This is a genomic window from Pseudomonas sp. GW821-FHT09H03 (assembly GCF_059415945.1).
This window is the reverse complement of record NZ_JBWKOF010000016.1, coordinates 1-15,892: the sequence shown is the minus strand read 5'-3', so window position 1 is coordinate 15,892 and position 15,892 is coordinate 1. Positions and strand designations below refer to the sequence as shown.

Here is a 15,892-nt window from a genome sequence, read left to right as displayed (position 1 = left end):
CGCAGCAACATTTGGTTAAACCTGACCAGCAGGTCGATCAACCGGCTTCTAGCTCCCTTCGATAGGCGTAGGTATCGGCGAAACGCGAGAGCAGGAATTCGGCGCAGGTGGTCGGCGGATACTTGGCCGGGTGCTGTTCATCCTGGCAGCCGGGGAGGCATTCGATGCGGGTGTCCGGATGCGGCTCGGCGAAGAACGGCATCGAATAGCGATCCACACCTTGCGGGCTGATCACCCGGTGCGGCGTCGACAGGTAACGGTCGTTGCTCCAGCGCGCCATCATGTCGCCAAGGTTGACCACGAAGGTGCCGTCGATCGGTGGCGCGTCGATCCATTCGCCTTTGACGTTGCGCACTTGCAGGCCGCCGGCGGCATCCTGATAAAGCAGGGTGATGCAGCCATAATCAGTGTGGGCGCCGGCGCCTTGCTGCTCTTCGGAGCTGGCGGTGTGGCGTGGCGGGTAGTGAATCATGCGCAGCACACTGACCGGCTCACTGAAGCGTGTATCGAAGAAATCCTGCTCGATCCCCAACGCCAGGGTCATTGCGCGCAACAGGGTTTGCGCGAGCGCCTGCATGTCGACGTAATGTTGCTCCATCAGCGCCTCCCAGCCGGGTAGCGACGGATGGCGATTGGGGCCGCGCAAGGGTTTTTCCAGCAGCACTTGCGGGTGGTCGGCCGGCAGGTGCAGGCCCATGTCGAAGGTTTCTTTCAGGTCGCTGGGTTTGCTCGGATCGAGTTGTTCAGTAGCTATTGCGCCGTAACCGCGATGGTGGCGGGTCTGGGTGATATCGATCTTCAGCTTCTCGGCGGCAGGCTGGTCGAAGAAGCGTTGGGCGCTGTCGAGCACGGCATCGATACGCTCGACGGAAATCGGGTGACCCTTGATATAGAAAAAGCCCCATTCGCGGCAGGCTTGGTCGATCTGGTTCGCCACGGCGGACCAGGCATTCTGATCGTCGCTGTAAAGCGGGCTGATGTCGATGACGGGAAGGCTGTTCATACAAAACCCTTAAGAACGCTGAAAATCCCTGTAGGAGCGAGCGCGCTCGCGATGGTCGTTAACGATAACGCGGGGGAGTCTGGTTCCCCGCGGTGTTCTTGAGTCCATCGCGAGCATGCTCGCTCCTACATCAGGTACAGGTACAGGTGGCGGTGTTTACTTGGGCATCTCGGCCTTCATGCCTTCGACGTAGTAGTTCATCGACGCCAGTTCCGCCATGGTTGCACTCACACCCGTCGGGATTTTCTCGGTGCCGGCCTGATCCTTGATCGGCCCGGTGAACGGCTGCAGCGTACCGCTCTTGATGTCGGCAATGAGCTGCTCGGCTTCGCTCTTCACTGCTGCTGGCACCAGGTCGCTGATGGGCAGTTCAACGGTGCCTTCCTTCAACCCGCCCCAGTAGTCCTGCGGTTTCCAGTCATGGTCGAGCACGCTTTGTGTCGCCTGGATGTAGTGCGGGCCCCAATCGTTGACGATGGAGGTGAGCACCGCCTTCGGCCCGAAGTGCGCCATGTCCGAAGCGTAGCCCACGGCATACACGCCGCGACGTTCGGCTGCCTGGATCGGTGCCGGGCTGTCGGTGTGCTGGAACACCACGTCCACGCCCTGATCAATCAGGGCATTGGCGGCGTCGGCTTCCTTGCCCGGATCGAACCAGGAGTTGACCCACACCACCTTGATTTCGGTGCCGGGGTTGTACTTGTTCAAGGCCAACTGGATGGCGTTGATGTCGCGGATCACTTCCGGGATCGGGAACGAGGCGACGTAGCCGACCTTCTTGGTCTTGGTCATCTTCGCCGCAAGGAAGCCGCCGACGTAGCGACCTTCATAGGTGCGCGCAAGGTAAGTGCCGAGGTTCTTGTCCTGCTTGTAGCCGGTGGCATGTTCGAAGGTCACCTTGGGAAACTGTTTGGCGACTTTCAGGGTCGGGTTCATGTAGCCGAAGGAGGTCGTGAAGATCAGGTCGTATTTGTCCTTGGCCATGTTGCGGATCACCCGCTCGGCGTCGGCACCCTCGGCGACGTTCTCCACGTAGTTGGTGGTGATCTGCGCACCGAATTTATCCGCCAGTTCCTTGCGCCCCTGTTCATGCTGATACGTCCAGCCATGGTCACCGATCGGACCGATATAGACGAAGCCGACTTTCAGCGGGTCGTTGGCACTGGCGGTCAGGCCGACGCTCAGGCCGATGGCCGCGGTCACGGCGCAAAGCAGCTTCTTCAATGGACGTTTATGCATGAATGAAACTCCATGTTGTTGTTTGGATTGGCTGGGCACTTGGGCTTGCACAGGGCAATGCAAATTGCTGACCAACAGGACAACAAAACCGAAGATTCAAGGGGGTCCGGTGTTTGGAATGGCCCTATCGCCGGCAAGCCGGCTCCTGCAAAAGCCGGATCGCCGTTCACCTTGTAGGCGCTGGCTTGCCAGCGATGGCGTACTTCGGTGCGCCGATGCATCTTCCTGCCTGCCCGTGGTGCACTAAGGTGTAACGAACCATTAGCGCCATCGTGCAGTCAGTTAAGTCATCCGCCCCCCTCGGCAAAAGGCCCGCCATGCTTACCGTGCTCAAGCAAGAAACCTTTCTGCTACTGGCGCTGATCGCTGCCGTCGTTGCCTTCGCGCTGGAGCACTGGATGCTGCACAGCGGGCAGCTCGTTGCGCTGATCAGCGGCCTGGTGCTGATCGCGTTCATCGTTGCCGCCTCCATGCGCGTAGCCCATCAAGCCGAACTGCTGGCGGAAAAAGTCGGTGACCCCTATGGCACGATGATCCTGACTCTGGCCGCAGTGCTGGTGGAGGTGGTGATCCTGGCGATCATGATGAGCAATGAAGCGTCAGCGACACTGGTGCGCGACACGATTTACTCGGCGGTGATGCTCGACATCAATGGCATCCTCGGACTCGCCGCGCTGATGGGCGGGCTCAAACACGGCGAGCAGTCCTACAACGACGATTCGGCCCGCAGCTACAGCGTGATGATCCTCACCGCCATGGGCGTGTCGATGGTGGTGCCGGAGTTCATTCCCGAAGCCAACTGGAAGATCTATTCGGCCTTTACCATCGGCGCGATGGTGGTGCTTTATGCCTTGTTCCTGCGCATGCAGGTCGGGCCGCACAGCTATTTTTTCAGCTACAGCTACCCGGAAAAACGCCGCAGGAAGGAGCCCGGAGAAGAGCCGCAGCCGATCAATCTGGCGCTGAGCATTGCGACCCTGGTGTTCGGCGTGGTGGTGATTGGTGCGCTGGCCGAGGTGATGTCCAAGACTCTCGATCTGGGCCTGGAAGGTACGGGTGCGCCGCCGGTGATCACGGCGATCCTGGTGGCGGCGATCTCGGCGGCACCGGAAATTCTGACGGCACTGCGGGCGGCGCTGGCCAATCGCATGCAGTCGGTGGTCAACATCGCCATGGGCGCGTCGTTGTCGACGGTGATCCTGACGGTGCCGGTAATGGAAGCGATGGCGCTCTACACCGGCCAGCCATTCCAGATGGCCATGACCCCGGTGCAGACCGTGATGATCTTCATCACCCTGATCGTCAGCGCCATCAACCTCAACGATGGCGAAACCAACGCCATCGAAGGCATGACCCATTTTGTGCTGTTTGCGACATTTATCATGTTGTCGCTGCTGGGCCTCTAAAAATCCGCAAGACGCTTGTGGGAGCGGTGGTTGGTCAGACCCCGGCAATAAGCTGGCGAGCCGCCTGGCTGTGATCGGCAATCAACCCTTTCAGATCCAGCCCCTCGACCTGACCGTCGATCACCCGCCACTTGCCACCGACCATCACCCGATCCGCGCGGTCGGCGCCGCACAGCAAGAGTGCCGACACTGGATCGTGGCTGCCGGAGAAACGCAGTTCGTCGAGTTTGAACAGGGCCAGGTCAGCCTGTTTGCCCACCGCGATCTCACCGATATCGGTACGCCCCAGCAGACTGGCCGAACCTTTGGTGGCCCAACCCAGTACGCGTTCCGGGGTGATTTTCTCGGCGCCATAACGCAGGCGCTGGATGTACAGGGCCTGACGGGTTTCGAGCATCATGTTCGAGGCATCGTTGGAAGCCGAGCCGTCCACACCCAGGCCAAGCAGGGCGCCGGCATCGGTCAAATCGATGCTTGGGCAGATACCGGAAGCCAGGCGCATGTTCGAACTCGGGCAATGGCAGATACCGGTGCCGGCTGCGCCGAGACGGGCGATTTCATCCGGGTTGAAGTGAATACCATGGGCTAGCCAGGTGCGCGGGCCGAGCCAGCCGACGCTGTCCAGATAATCCACGGTACGCAGGCCGAAGCGTTGCAGGCAGAAGTCTTCTTCGTCGAGGGTTTCCGCCAGATGGGTATGCAGGCGTACATCGAGTTTGTTCGCCAGCTCGGCGCTGGCCGACATGATTTCCGGTGTCACCGAGAACGGCGAGCAGGGCGCCAGTGCGATCTGGATTTGCGCGCCGTCACCGCGTTCGTGGTATTCGGCGATCAAGCGCTGGCTGTCGGCGAGAATGACTTCGCCTTCCTGCACCGTCTGTTGCGGCGGCAGGCCACCGTCCTTCTCGCCCAGGCTCATGGAGCCGCGGGTGAGCATGGCGCGCATGCCCAGTTCGCGAACGCTTTCGACTTGCACGTCGATTGCATTTTCCAGGCCTTCAGGAAACAGGTAATGGTGATCGGCCGCCGTGGTGCAACCGGACAGCAGCAACTCGGCCAGTGCGACCTTGGTAGCGAGGGCGAGCTTTTGCGGAGTCAGGCGTGCCCAGACCGGGTACAGGGTTTTCAGCCAAGGGAACAATGGTTGGTTAACCACCGGCGCCCAGGCGCGGGTCAGGGTCTGATAGAAGTGGTGGTGGGTGTTGATCAGCCCCGGCAGGATCACATGCTCGCGGGCATCGAAGACTTCAGTGCAAGGTGCAGAAGGTTGCTGTCCGGCGCTGAGCACTTCGACGATCAATCCGTCTTGCAGCACCAGACCGCCACGGGCATCGAGACCGTTGGCCGTGAAAATGGCGAGGGGGTTTTTTAACCAGGTACGGGTCGCAGGCATGTTGGCCGGCTCCTCTGAAAGTTGGGTTCAGGGTTGCCAGCTCAGTGTTGCCCTGTCTGCTGATCCAGGTTCGCCGGGGAGGCGAGGCGCGCAGTTTCGATCAAAACGCCCCGGCGGGCAAGCCCGGCCCGACCGGGTGGCGCAATCCCCCTGTAGGAGCGAGCATGCTCGCGATGGACGTCAACGATAACGCTGGGAGCCTGACACCCCGCGGTGTTCTCGGGTTCATCGTCGGAACGCCGCCCGGAGCACGCTCGCTCCTACAAGGGGGGCGGTGGTGTTACCAGGGAATGGTTTCGCCTTTGTAATTGATGAAGTGATGCCCACCCTTGCCGACGTACGCATTCACCTGATCGACCAAACCACGTGTACTGGTTTGCACATCGATATCGGCACCTTCACCCCCCATGTCGGTCTTCACCCAGCCCGGGTGCAGCGACAGCACGGTGAGCCCGGTTTCGCCCAACTGCGCGACGAAGCTGCTGGTCATGGAGTTCAGCGCCGCCTTACTGGCCTTGTACAGGGCAAGATCGGGTGAGTCGGGCATGGTCACGCTGCCCAGTACCGAACTCATGAACGCCAGCACGCCGGTGTCCGGCCGGATCTGCCCGATAAAACGTTCAGCCAGATTGATCGGGGCCACCGCGTTGGTGAAAAACAGCTGACCGACGTCGGCGATGGTCGCGCCGCCATTGGGTGTCTGAACCTGCGGGCCTTTGACCCCGGCGTTGACGAACAACAGGTCAAATACATCTCCCTTGAGCTGCTGGCTCAGTTCCAGCACTGCTCGCTGATCGTCCATGTCGAGCTTCTCGATCTGTACCTTGCCCAGGTCCTTCAAGGCTTCGGCGTTCTGCGGGTTGCGCACGGTGGCGGTGACTTGCCAGCCGTCGGCCAGCAAGGTTTTCACCAGACCCAGGCCCAGCCCGCGGGAGGCGCCGATGATGAGGGCGGTTTTTGTTGTGGACATGAGTGGCCTCCTTGAGTGTTGAGACTCGTGCAAGAGGCCATTATAGTTGCCGACTAATGCCCCGCCTGCCACGGCTGCCCCAACGACACCGGCGCGTACAGCCGCGTTCGCAGCGCATCCCGGGACAGCAGCACCAGCACCACGATGGTCGCGATATACGGCAGCATCGCCAGCAGGCTCGACGGGATTGCCAGCCCCAGTCCCTGCGCTACCAGATGCAGGATGCTGGCCAGCCCGAACAGGTAAGCCCCAAGCAGCAGTCGCCACACCCGCCAGCTGGCAAACACCACCAGTGCCAGGGCGATCCAGCCACGTCCGGCGCTCATGTTCTCGGCCCACATCGGTGTATAGGCCAGGGACAGATAGGCCCCGGCCAAGCCCGCCATCGCACCACCGAACAGTACCGCCAGCGTGCGCACGGTCAAAACCGGAAGCCCCATGGCGCTGGCCGCATCCGGGTTTTCGCCGACGGCCTGGATGATCAGCCCGACGCGAGTCTTCAGAATCGTCCAGGCCACCAACGCGAACAACGCGAAGGACAGATACACCAGCAAGTCCTGGGCAAACAGCATTCGCCCCAGCAACGGAATCCCGCTCAGATACGGAATCGCCAGCGGTTCGAAACCGGCCAGTGGTTTACCGACCCACGCCGCGCCGACAAAGGTCGACAGACCCACGCCAAAAATCGTCAGGGCCAATCCGCTGGCTACCTGATTGGCGTTGAACACCAACGCCACCAGGGCGAACAATGCCGACAACAGCATTCCGGCCAGCATCGCCAGCAGCACGCCGAGCCACAGGTTGCCGCTGTTGAAGGCGACGATAAAACCAATTACCGCGCCAAACAGCATCATGCCCTCCTGGCCGAGGTTGAGGACGCCACTTTTCTCGCAGATCAGTTCGCCCAACGCCACCAGCAGCAACGGCGTACCGCAACGGACCATGGCGAAGAAAATATTGCCTAGCAGATCGATATCCATCACAGCGCTCCTGCATGTACGGCGGTGGCTTGCGCGCGGCGGGTCCAGCGCAGGTTCAGACGTGGTCGGTAAAGAATCAGCACGTCACTGGCGAGCAGGAAGAACAGCATCATGCCCTGGAACAATTGCGTGATCGCCTGGGGTAGGTTCAGGGTCATTTGCGAGCTCTCGCCGCCGATGTACAGCAGCGCCATCAACAGGCTGGAAAACAAAATACCGATGGGATTGAGGCGCCCGAGAAACGCCACGGTGATGGCCGCATAGCCATAGCCTGGCGAAACCTGCGGCACCAGTTGGCCAATGGGGCCGGTGACTTCACAGACCCCGGCCAGGCCCGCCAGGCCGCCGCTGATCAACAGTGCCAGCCAGATCAGGCGTTTCTCGCGAAAGCCGACGAAGCCGGCGGCACGTTTGTCCAGACCGAGCACTTTGATCTGGAAGCCGACAAAACTCTTCTGCAGCAGTACCCATACCGCCACCAGGGCGAGCAGGGCGAAATACACCCCCGTGTGCACCCGACCGTCCTCCATCAACAGGGGCAAGCGGCTGGCGTCGCCGAACATGGCCGACTCGGGGAAGTTGAACCCGGCAGGGTCTTTCAGCGGGCCATGCACGCAGTACAGCAGCAGGTTCAACGCGATGTAATTGAGCATGATGCTGGTGAGGATTTCATTGGCATTGAAGCGTGTGCGCAACCAGGCCGTCAGCCCGCCCCACGCGGCACCGGCGAGGGTGCCGGTGAGCAGGATCATGACCAGCGCCCAGCGGCTTTGCAGGCCGATGATATTCACCGCCAAAGCGCTGCCGGCCAGTGCGCCGAGCAGCAGTTGGCCTTCGGCGCCGATGTTCCAGATCCGCGCCTGGTAAGCGACGGCCAGGCCCAGGGCACAGAGCAGGATCGGCAAGGCTTTGACCAGCAATTCGGAGACGCCATACAGGTCGCTGACCGGTGCGATCAGCAAGGTATGCAAGGTCAGCAGCGGATCATGCCCGAGGGCAATGAACAGCAGCGAGCCACAGGCCAGGGTCAGGACAGCCGCCAGCAACGGCGAGCACCACAGCATCAGGCGCGATTGTTGGCCACGGGGTTCAAGAGAAAGCAACATGTGACACTCCGTTAGCGCATTGCGGATGCGGATGATTGGGATGCGTCGAACTGGCCGGCCATCCAGCCACCGACATCGCTCAGGCGGGTATCGACGGTGGCCTGGAGCGCGGACAGACGCCCGCCGCACAGCGCACCGAGGCGATCACTGATCTGGAACAGTTCGTCGAGGTCTTCGGAGATCACCAGGATCGCCGCGCCAGCATCGCGCAAGGCGATCAAGGCTCGATGAATGGTGGCGGCAGCACCGACATCCACCCCCCAGGTCGGGTGCGCGGCGACCAGCAGTTTTGGTTGTTGGAGGATTTCCCGGCCAAGGATGAACTTCTGCAAGTTGCCGCCAGACAGACTGCGGGCCGGCGCTTGGCTGCCGGGCGTCTTGACGCCGAAGCGACGGATAATGTCCTCGGCAAGAGCCTCGACTCTGGCCCTGCGGATCAGCCCGCAGCTGACCAGACCTTGTTGAAAGGCCGTGAGCAGTGCGTTATCCACCAGGCTCAATTCCGGTACCGCGCCATGGCCAAGACGGTCAGCTGGAACGAAGGCCAGCCCGAGCTTGCGGCGTGCGTCGGGACGCAAATGGGCGACCGCTTCGCCGTCGAAGCTAATGGTTGCGCCGTTGTCGCGGGGCAGGCGTTCTTCGCCGCTGAGCAAGGCCAGCAATTCGTCCTGGCCATTTCCCGCGACCCCGGCGATACCGACGATTTCGCCGCTGCGTACTTCAAGGTCGACGTCCTTGAGCGAGCAACCGAACGGGTCCGGGTTGTTCCAAGACAATCCGCGAACCTGCACAAACGCGCTGGCGCCCGCGACCTTCGGATAATCGGCGATCAACGCCGCCGCTTCACCGACCATCAACTGCGCCAATTGCTGATCCGAGCATTCGGCGGGCACGCAATGCCCGGCCACCCGACCACCGCGCAACACCGTCGCACCGTGGCACAACGCGCGGACCTCACCGAGCTTGTGACTGATAAACAAAATGCTGCAGCCCTCAGCAGCGAGCCGGCGCAAGGTGACGAATAACTCGTCGGCTTCTTGCGGGGTCAGCACCGAGGTCGGTTCATCGAGAATCAGCAGGCGAATGTCCTGCATCAGGCAGCGAATGATCTCGACCCGTTGTCGTTCACCGATGGACAGGCTGTGGACAAGTCGTTCAGGTTCAACGGCCATGCCATAGCGTCGGGACACTTCACGGATCCTCGGCTCGAGTTGCGCTGGCGTACCAGCGGCGGCGCCCATGGCCAGGGCGATGTTCTGCGCCACGCTCAGGGTTTCGAACAGCGAAAAATGCTGGAACACCATGCCGATTCCCATGCCCCGGGCCTGGGCCGGGTTGCGCATGGACACCCGCTGTCCTTGCCAGATCATTTCCCCCGAGTCTGCCTGGGTGACGCCGTAGATGATTTTCATCAGGGTACTTTTGCCGGCGCCGTTTTCCCCGAGCAGGGCGTGGATCTCGCCGGGAGCGATGCTCAGGTCGATGGCATCGTTGGCCAGGCAACCGGGGTAGCGTTTGCTGATTCGGCGCAGTTGCAGGCGCGGAACCGGATCGGTTGGAACGGGATTGGGCATGACAGGCTCGGTGCGGTTGGACTTGTGCCTGTGGATAAAGCAATTTTCTGGCCACTAGGTCAGGAAATTGGTCAAGGTAGGCCAGCCACGGCCTTGGGCCCACAACTTTGCCATGGGGCGGGTCAAAGTCGGCACCACATCAGGGCAGAGCCATTAATCAGGCTCCGGATTTGCCCATTGTTTTATGATCAAAAATTGAACAAATCATTGCAGCCCATGCCTGCTGTGGCGCGGGGAGGGACATGAACGGGTTATCCACAGATTGCTCCACAGTATTTGTGCGCAAGCTCAAATGTCGGGCATAAGCACTGAGTGGCTTTCTTCTAAAGGAACTAAACCGCTCTAACTAGTTGTTTTCAAGCGGCTTTTGGTTGCCGGACAGCCAGTTGGACGAAAATTGAACAAAGCCCGCAAAGCCGCATGACAGAAGGGTTACAGCGGAATGTGCTCAGGTTATCCACAGTCGGGTGCACAGTAGATGTGGGCAAATATGGAATATGTGGAAATTCGCGGCGCCCCAAAAGAACGCGACCCTGTTGGAGCGGCCGCCGGCTGCGATCGTTTGATTTTCTAGCGCTCTAAAACGATCCGCCCCCGGCTCAAATCCGCCAGATGCGTCTGCAACCTTTTTATCTGCTGTTCGCCGACCGCTAACTGCAACTCGACACCATTGGCGGTAAACGCTTCCTCTACAACCAGCCCGTCAGCCTCTGCTACCCGAAGCTTCACCAGTGCCAACTCGGCAAATCCACAGGCGCAGCGCAGCGCCACCCGGCTGATCAGCTCGATCTTCGGCGCCGCTTGCAGGCATTTGTTGGCGCCCCCTCCATAGGCCCGCGCCAGACCGCCGGTGCCCAGTTGAATGCCGCCATACCAGCGAATCACCAGCACCGCGACCTGATCGCAATCCTGCGCGTCGATCGCCGCCAGGATCGGTCGGCCCGCCGTACCGCCAGGCTCGCCATCGTCGGTGCTGCGATACTGATCGCCGAGCTTCCACGCCCAGCAATTGTGCGAGGCATTCAAGTCGCTGTGCTGCTCGATGAACGCCTGGGCCTCGGCCGGGCTGGAGATGGGCGCCGCGAAGGTGATGAAGCGGCTTTTGCGAATCTCTTCGCGGTATTCGCAAAAACCGCTGAGGGTAAAGGGCATAGGTACTTAGATGGCAGGTGTCAGGCCGCAGCCCTTGAGAATGATGTGGATCAGGTTGTTGCCGGCGTCTTCCATGTCTTGTTTGGTCAGCCTGGAGCGCCCGGTGACGCGGCAGATCTGCGTGGCGAAGTCGGCGTAGTGCTGGGTGCTGCCCCACAACAGGAAGATCAGGTGCACCGGGTCGACCGGGTCCATTTTACCGGCATCGATCCAGGCCTGGAACACACCGGCGCGACCCTGGAACCAGGTGCGGTAGTCCTGGTTGAAATACTCGGTCAGGCATTCGCCGCCGCTGATGACTTCCATGGCGAAGATTCGCGAGGCTTGTGGCTGGCGTCGGGAAAATTCCATCTTCGCGCGGATGTAGCGGGTCAATGCCTCGGCAGGATCGTCCTCGGCCGTCAGTGTGTTAAAGGTGCTGTCCCATAATTCGATGATGTTGCTCAGCACCGCCACGTACAAACCGAGTTTGTTGGTGAAGTAGTAATGCAGGTTCGCCTTGGGCAAGCCGGCATTCTGGGCGATGGTGTTCATGCTGGTGCCTTTGAACCCGTGACGGGCAAACTCGTCTTCGGCGGCTTTGATGATGGCCTCTTCGTTTTTCTGACGAATGCGGCTGGCAGGTTTGCCGCCATGGGCTGGGACTTCAAAGGTCATGGGCACTTCCGGGCAAGTGGGTGGGGCGGCCAATGCGTTGATAACGCACCCTCTAGCAACATGCAATAAATCCGAAAACACCACAATCCCCTGTAGGAGCGAGCCCGCTCGCGATGAACCTCAGAGCACCGCTGGGTGTCAGGCCCCCAGCGTTATCGTTGACGCCCATCGCGAGCAGGCTTGCTCCTACAAAGTTCAGCGCGTCGCGGCCAGGCTTTCGAGAAAACTCTCCAGCACCAGGTGCGGGCGCCGACCCTTGCGCGTGACCGAAGCCAGGCTCAAATCATAGAAACGCACCGTGGGTTTCAGCGCCCGCAGCCGGCCCTGTTGCACCCACAGACTCGCATAATGGTCTGGCAGGTAACCGATGTAGCGCCCGGTCAGAATCAGGAAAGCCATGCCTTCACGGTCCGAGGCGCTGGCGGTGCAATTGAGGGCCTGGTAGTGGGCCTGGATCTCCGCCGGCAAACGGAACGTCGGCGCGATGGCGTCCTGGCTGTTGAGGCGTTCGTCGTCCAGTTGTTTGTCATCGACATAAAACAAGGGGTGACCAACCGCGCAATACAGCAGCGAACGCTCGCTATACAGCGGTTGATATTCCAGCCCGGAGAGGGCACTGGCCTGCGGCACCACGCCGACATGCAGGCGACCGTCGAGCACACCTTGCTCGACTTCATTGGGGGCGATCATGCGGATCTGGATCTGCACGTCCGGGCCGCGCTCCTTCAATTGTGCGAGGGCGTGGGTGATGCGCATGTGGGGCAGGGTGACCAGGTTGTCGGTCAGGCCGATGGTCAGTTCGCCTCGCAAGTGCTGGTGCAGGCCATTGACCTCGGTGCGGAAACTTTCCAGCGCGCTCAACAATTGCAAGGCCGACTGGTAGACCTCGCGGCCTTCTTCGGTCAGGGAAAAACCGGCACGCCCACGCTGGCACAGGCGCAGGCCGAGCCGCTGCTCCAGGTCGCTCATTTGCTGGCTGATGGCCGAGCGACCGATGCCCAGCACGCTTTCTGCCGCAGAGAAGCCGCCGCATTCGACCACACTGCGAAAGATCCGCAACAGGCGGATATCAAAGTCGCTGACTTGTGCAAGCGGATCGGGACGGCGGCTGGACATGCTTGTTACTCGATAGTTTAGTGAGGGCCTGACTGAACGTTAGAAGTGTTGCATTTCACCGACTTTATCGCCGTGGCAATTTAGCTGCAAGAACGCTTTCAACTCCACGCCGCTTATCGCCCTGCGAGGTTTCGCTCATGAACTTGCCTGAAAACGCCCCGACTTCCCTGGCCAGCCAGCTGAAGCTCGATGCTCACTGGATGCCCTACACCGCCAACCGTAACTTCCAGCGCGACCCGCGTCTGATCGTTGGTGCCGAAGGCAGCTGGCTGATCGACGATAAAGGCCGCAAGGTTTATGACTCGCTGTCCGGTCTGTGGACCTGCGGCGCCGGGCACACCCGCAAGGAAATCCAGGAAGCGGTGGCCAAACAGTTGGGCACCCTCGATTACTCGCCAGGCTTCCAATACGGCCACCCGTTGTCGTTCCAGTTGGCGGAAAAGATTACCGACCTGACCCCGGGCAACCTGAACCACGTGTTCTTCACTGACTCGGGTTCCGAGTGTGCCGACACTGCGGTGAAGATGGTTCGTGCCTACTGGCGCCTCAAAGGCCAGTCGACCAAGACCAAGATGATCGGTCGTGCCCGTGGCTACCACGGCGTGAACATCGCCGGCACCAGCCTGGGCGGCGTCAACGGCAACCGTAAACTGTTCGGCCAGGCCATGATGGACGTCGACCACCTTCCGCACACCCTGCTGGCGAGCAATGCTTTTTCCCGTGGCATGCCGGAGCAGGGCGGTATCGCCTTGGCTGACGAACTGCTGAAGCTGATCGAGCTTCACGACGCGTCGAACATCGCCGCGGTATTCGTCGAGCCTCTGGCCGGTTCCGCCGGTGTGCTGGTTCCGCCAAAGGGCTACCTCAAGCGTCTGCGCGAAATCTGCGATCAGCACAACATCCTGTTGGTATTCGACGAAGTAATCACCGGTTTCGGCCGCACCGGCAACATGTTCGGTGCCGACACCTTTGGCGTGACCCCGGACCTGATGTGCATCGCCAAACAGGTCACCAACGGCGCGATCCCGATGGGCGCGGTAATTGCCAGCTCCGAGATCTATCAGACCTTCATGAACCAGGCCACGCCTGAGTACGCGGTGGAGTTCCCCCACGGCTACACCTACTCGGCACACCCGGTGGCTTGCGCCGCTGGCCTGGCAGCCCTCGACCTGCTGCAAAAGGAAAACCTGGTGCAGAGCGTGGCCGAAGTCGCACCGCATTTCGAAAATGCATTGCACGGCCTCAAAGGCACCAAGAACATCATCGACATTCGTAACTATGGCCTGGCCGGTGCGATCCAGATCGCACCGCGTGATGGCGATGCCATCGTGCGTCCGTTCGAAGCGGGCATGGCGCTGTGGAAAGCAGGGTTCTACGTACGCTTCGGCGGCGACACCCTGCAGTTCGGCCCAACGTTCAATAGCAAGCCGCAAGACCTGGATCGTCTGTTCGATGCGGTCGGCGAAGTGCTAAGCAAGATCGACTGATTCACCGACACACTGCAGGAGCCGGCTTGCTGGCGATAGCGTCCTCAAGATCGCCATCGTTTCAGACCCGGCCCTCACAAAAGCTATCTATATAGCAGGCGTTCTTTGAAAGACGCCTGTGGACAACTTTTCAGGAGCTTCCATGAGCGTTATTCCGCATTTGATCAATGGCGAACTGGTGACCGAAAACGGTCGCGCGGTTGATGTGTTCAACCCGTCCACCGGCCAGGCCATTCACAAACTGCCGCTGGCCACCCGTGAAACCATCCAGAGCGCTATCGATGCTGCCAAGGCTGCATTCCCGGCCTGGCGCAACACCCCTGCGGCCAAGCGTGCCCAGGTGATGTTCCGTTTCAAGCAATTGCTGGAGCAGAACGAAGGGCGTATCGCCCAGTTGATCAGCGAAGAACATGGCAAGACCCTTGAAGACGCCGCCGGTGAACTGAAACGCGGCATCGAGAACGTCGAGTTCGCTTGCGCGGCGCCGGAAATCCTCAAGGGCGAGTACAGCCGTAACGTCGGCCCGAACATTGATGCCTGGTCGGACTTCCAGCCACTGGGCGTGGTGGCCGGCATTACGCCGTTCAACTTCCCGGCGATGGTGCCGTTGTGGATGTACCCGCTGGCGATCGTCTGCGGCAACTGTTTCATCCTCAAACCGTCCGAGCGTGATCCGAGCTCCACTCTGCTGATCGCTCAGCTGCTGTTGGAAGCCGGTCTGCCGAAAGGCGTGATGAGCGTGGTGCATGGCGACAAGACAGCGGTGGACGCCCTGATCGAAGCACCGGAAGTCAAGGCACTGAGCTTTGTAGGCTCGACGCCGATTGCAGAATACATTTACGCCGAAGGCACCAAGCGCGGCAAGCGCGTCCAGGCGCTGGGCGGAGCGAAAAACCATGCGGTGCTGATGCCGGACGCGGATCTGGATAACGCTGTCAGCGCATTGATGGGCGCCGCCTACGGCTCCTGCGGTGAGCGTTGCATGGCGATCTCGGTAGCGGTGTGTGTCGGCGACCAGGTGGCGGATGCGCTGGTAGCCAAACTGGTACCACAGATCAAGGCGTTGAAAATCGGTGCCGGTACCAACTGCGGCCTGGACATGGGGCCGCTGGTCACCGGTCAAGCTCGCGACAAGGTCAGCGGATATGTGGAAGACGGCGTTGCTGCCGGCGCGACGCTGGTGGTGGACGGTCGCGGCCTGAGCGTGGCCGGTCACGAGGAAGGCTTCTTCCTGGGTGGCTGCCTGTTCGATAACGTCACCCCTGAAATGCGCATCTATAAAGAAGAGATCTTCGGGCCGGTGCTGTGCGTCGTTCGGGTCAACAGCCTGGAAGAAGCCATGCAACTGATCAACGATCACGAGTATGGCAACGGCACCTGCATCTTCACCCGTGACGGTGAAGCTGCGCGCCTTTTCTGCGACGAGATCGAAGTCGGTATGGTTGGCGTCAACGTACCTTTGCCGGTGCCAGTGGCTTATCACAGCTTCGGTGGCTGGAAGCGCTCGCTGTTTGGCGATCTGCATGCCTACGGTCCGGACGGCGTACGTTTCTACACCCGTCGCAAGGCCATCACCCAGCGTTGGCCGCAGCGTGCGAGCCATGAGGCGTCGCAGTTCGCATTCCCTAGCTTGTAAGTAGAAGGGAAGAAGGCCGGCCCTCCTTATATGAAGGGGGCCGGCCTTCGTGTTTCTGGGTTTTTTTGACTTATATGACAGTTTTATGAAAATAGCGGTTGACGGCAGATTCTGGAAGCCTATAATTCGCCCCACTTCCGGCGCAGTCGAAACGGAAAACTCCTTGGTAAACA

Annotated in this window: 13 protein-coding genes; 3 read left to right on the top strand and 10 right to left on the bottom strand. The window is 60.6% G+C overall.

Going from position 1 to position 15,892, the window contains the following annotated elements; all coding sequences use genetic code 11:
- Positions 1 to 37: 37 nt before the first annotated feature.
- Positions 38 to 1,003 (bottom strand): 2-oxoglutarate and iron-dependent oxygenase domain-containing protein, encoded by a 966-nt coding sequence (locus AC07OG_RS21190; RefSeq protein ID WP_495068003.1) that lies wholly within the window; start codon positions 1,001 to 1,003, stop codon positions 38 to 40.
- Positions 1,004 to 1,159: 156 nt separating this feature from the next.
- On the bottom strand, positions 1,160 to 2,242 hold the full coding sequence (locus tag AC07OG_RS21185) for a BMP family ABC transporter substrate-binding protein (RefSeq protein WP_060540536.1): 1,083 nt from the start codon (positions 2,240 to 2,242) through the stop codon (positions 1,160 to 1,162).
- A gap of 317 nt (positions 2,243 to 2,559) precedes the next feature.
- Here AC07OG_RS21185 and AC07OG_RS21180 point away from each other — a divergent pair, with 317 nt between their 5' ends.
- Positions 2,560 to 3,648 (top strand): calcium:cation antiporter, encoded by a 1,089-nt coding sequence (locus AC07OG_RS21180; protein ID WP_495068002.1) that lies wholly within the window; start codon positions 2,560 to 2,562, stop codon positions 3,646 to 3,648.
- A gap of 34 nt (positions 3,649 to 3,682) precedes the next feature.
- Here AC07OG_RS21180 and AC07OG_RS21175 read toward each other — a convergent pair whose 3' ends face one another.
- The 8 genes from AC07OG_RS21175 to AC07OG_RS21140 form a co-directional block, all read right to left on the bottom strand.
- Positions 3,683 to 5,041 (bottom strand): 8-oxoguanine deaminase, encoded by a 1,359-nt coding sequence (locus AC07OG_RS21175; RefSeq protein WP_060540538.1) that lies wholly within the window; start codon positions 5,039 to 5,041, stop codon positions 3,683 to 3,685.
- 280 nt (positions 5,042 to 5,321) lie between these two features.
- The gene (locus tag AC07OG_RS21170; protein ID WP_495068001.1) at positions 5,322 to 6,011 is read right to left on the bottom strand and encodes an SDR family oxidoreductase; all 690 of its coding nucleotides are present in this window, start codon (positions 6,009 to 6,011) and stop codon (positions 5,322 to 5,324) included.
- A 53-nt stretch (positions 6,012 to 6,064) separates the two neighbouring features.
- Positions 6,065 to 6,991, bottom strand: a complete 927-nt coding sequence (locus AC07OG_RS21165) for an ABC transporter permease (protein ID WP_495068000.1) — start codon at positions 6,989 to 6,991, stop codon at positions 6,065 to 6,067.
- Positions 6,991 to 8,097, bottom strand: coding sequence for an ABC transporter permease (locus AC07OG_RS21160; protein ID WP_495067999.1), 1,107 nt, complete (start codon positions 8,095 to 8,097; stop codon positions 6,991 to 6,993). Before AC07OG_RS21160 ends, AC07OG_RS21165 begins: the two co-directional genes overlap by 1 nt.
- 11 nt (positions 8,098 to 8,108) lie before the next feature.
- Positions 8,109 to 9,671 carry an ABC transporter ATP-binding protein gene (locus AC07OG_RS21155; RefSeq protein ID WP_495067998.1) on the bottom strand — a complete coding sequence of 521 codons (1,563 nt, stop codon included), beginning with the start codon at positions 9,669 to 9,671 and terminating at the stop codon, positions 8,109 to 8,111.
- A 570-nt stretch (positions 9,672 to 10,241) separates the two neighbouring features.
- Positions 10,242 to 10,823, bottom strand: a complete 582-nt coding sequence (locus tag AC07OG_RS21150) for an IMPACT family protein (RefSeq protein WP_060540543.1) — start codon at positions 10,821 to 10,823, stop codon at positions 10,242 to 10,244.
- A gap of 6 nt (positions 10,824 to 10,829) precedes the next feature.
- Entirely contained in the window at positions 10,830 to 11,480 is a 651-nt protein-coding gene (locus AC07OG_RS21145) for a TetR/AcrR family transcriptional regulator (protein ID WP_060540544.1), read from the bottom strand.
- 195 nt (positions 11,481 to 11,675) lie between these two features.
- Positions 11,676 to 12,596, bottom strand: coding sequence for a LysR family transcriptional regulator (locus AC07OG_RS21140; protein ID WP_033059482.1), 921 nt, complete (start codon positions 12,594 to 12,596; stop codon positions 11,676 to 11,678).
- 137 nt (positions 12,597 to 12,733) lie between these two features.
- Here AC07OG_RS21140 and aptA point away from each other — a divergent pair, with 137 nt between their 5' ends.
- Together aptA and AC07OG_RS21130 are read left to right on the top strand one after the other, a co-directional pair.
- Complete coding sequence (gene aptA, locus AC07OG_RS21135; protein WP_060540545.1) at positions 12,734 to 14,083, top strand: omega-aminotransferase AptA; 1,350 nt, start codon at positions 12,734 to 12,736, stop codon at positions 14,081 to 14,083.
- A 142-nt stretch (positions 14,084 to 14,225) separates the two neighbouring features.
- Positions 14,226 to 15,719 (top strand): CoA-acylating methylmalonate-semialdehyde dehydrogenase, encoded by a 1,494-nt coding sequence (locus AC07OG_RS21130; protein ID WP_218425815.1) that lies wholly within the window; start codon positions 14,226 to 14,228, stop codon positions 15,717 to 15,719.
- Positions 15,720 to 15,892 lie beyond the last annotated feature (173 nt).

Coding starts and splice junctions, on each gene's coding strand:
- aptA (WP_060540545.1), top strand. CDS start 12,734: ATGAACTTGCCTGAAAACGCCCCGACTTCCCTGGCCAGCCAGCTGAAG.
- AC07OG_RS21130 (WP_218425815.1), top strand. CDS start 14,226: ATGAGCGTTATTCCGCATTTGATCAATGGCGAACTGGTGACCGAAAAC.
- AC07OG_RS21180 (WP_495068002.1), top strand. CDS start 2,560: ATGCTTACCGTGCTCAAGCAAGAAACCTTTCTGCTACTGGCGCTGATC.
- AC07OG_RS21145 (WP_060540544.1), bottom strand. CDS start 11,480: ATGACCTTTGAAGTCCCAGCCCATGGCGGCAAACCTGCCAGCCGCATT.
- AC07OG_RS21185 (WP_060540536.1), bottom strand. CDS start 2,242: ATGCATAAACGTCCATTGAAGAAGCTGCTTTGCGCCGTGACCGCGGCC.
- AC07OG_RS21160 (WP_495067999.1), bottom strand. CDS start 8,097: ATGTTGCTTTCTCTTGAACCCCGTGGCCAACAATCGCGCCTGATGCTG.
- AC07OG_RS21190 (WP_495068003.1), bottom strand. CDS start 1,003: ATGAACAGCCTTCCCGTCATCGACATCAGCCCGCTTTACAGCGACGAT.
- AC07OG_RS21150 (WP_060540543.1), bottom strand. CDS start 10,823: ATGCCCTTTACCCTCAGCGGTTTTTGCGAATACCGCGAAGAGATTCGC.
- AC07OG_RS21165 (WP_495068000.1), bottom strand. CDS start 6,991: ATGGATATCGATCTGCTAGGCAATATTTTCTTCGCCATGGTCCGTTGC.
- AC07OG_RS21140 (WP_033059482.1), bottom strand. CDS start 12,596: ATGTCCAGCCGCCGTCCCGATCCGCTTGCACAAGTCAGCGACTTTGAT.
- AC07OG_RS21170 (WP_495068001.1), bottom strand. CDS start 6,011: ATGTCCACAACAAAAACCGCCCTCATCATCGGCGCCTCCCGCGGGCTG.
- AC07OG_RS21175 (WP_060540538.1), bottom strand. CDS start 5,041: ATGCCTGCGACCCGTACCTGGTTAAAAAACCCCCTCGCCATTTTCACG.
- AC07OG_RS21155 (WP_495067998.1), bottom strand. CDS start 9,671: ATGCCCAATCCCGTTCCAACCGATCCGGTTCCGCGCCTGCAACTGCGC.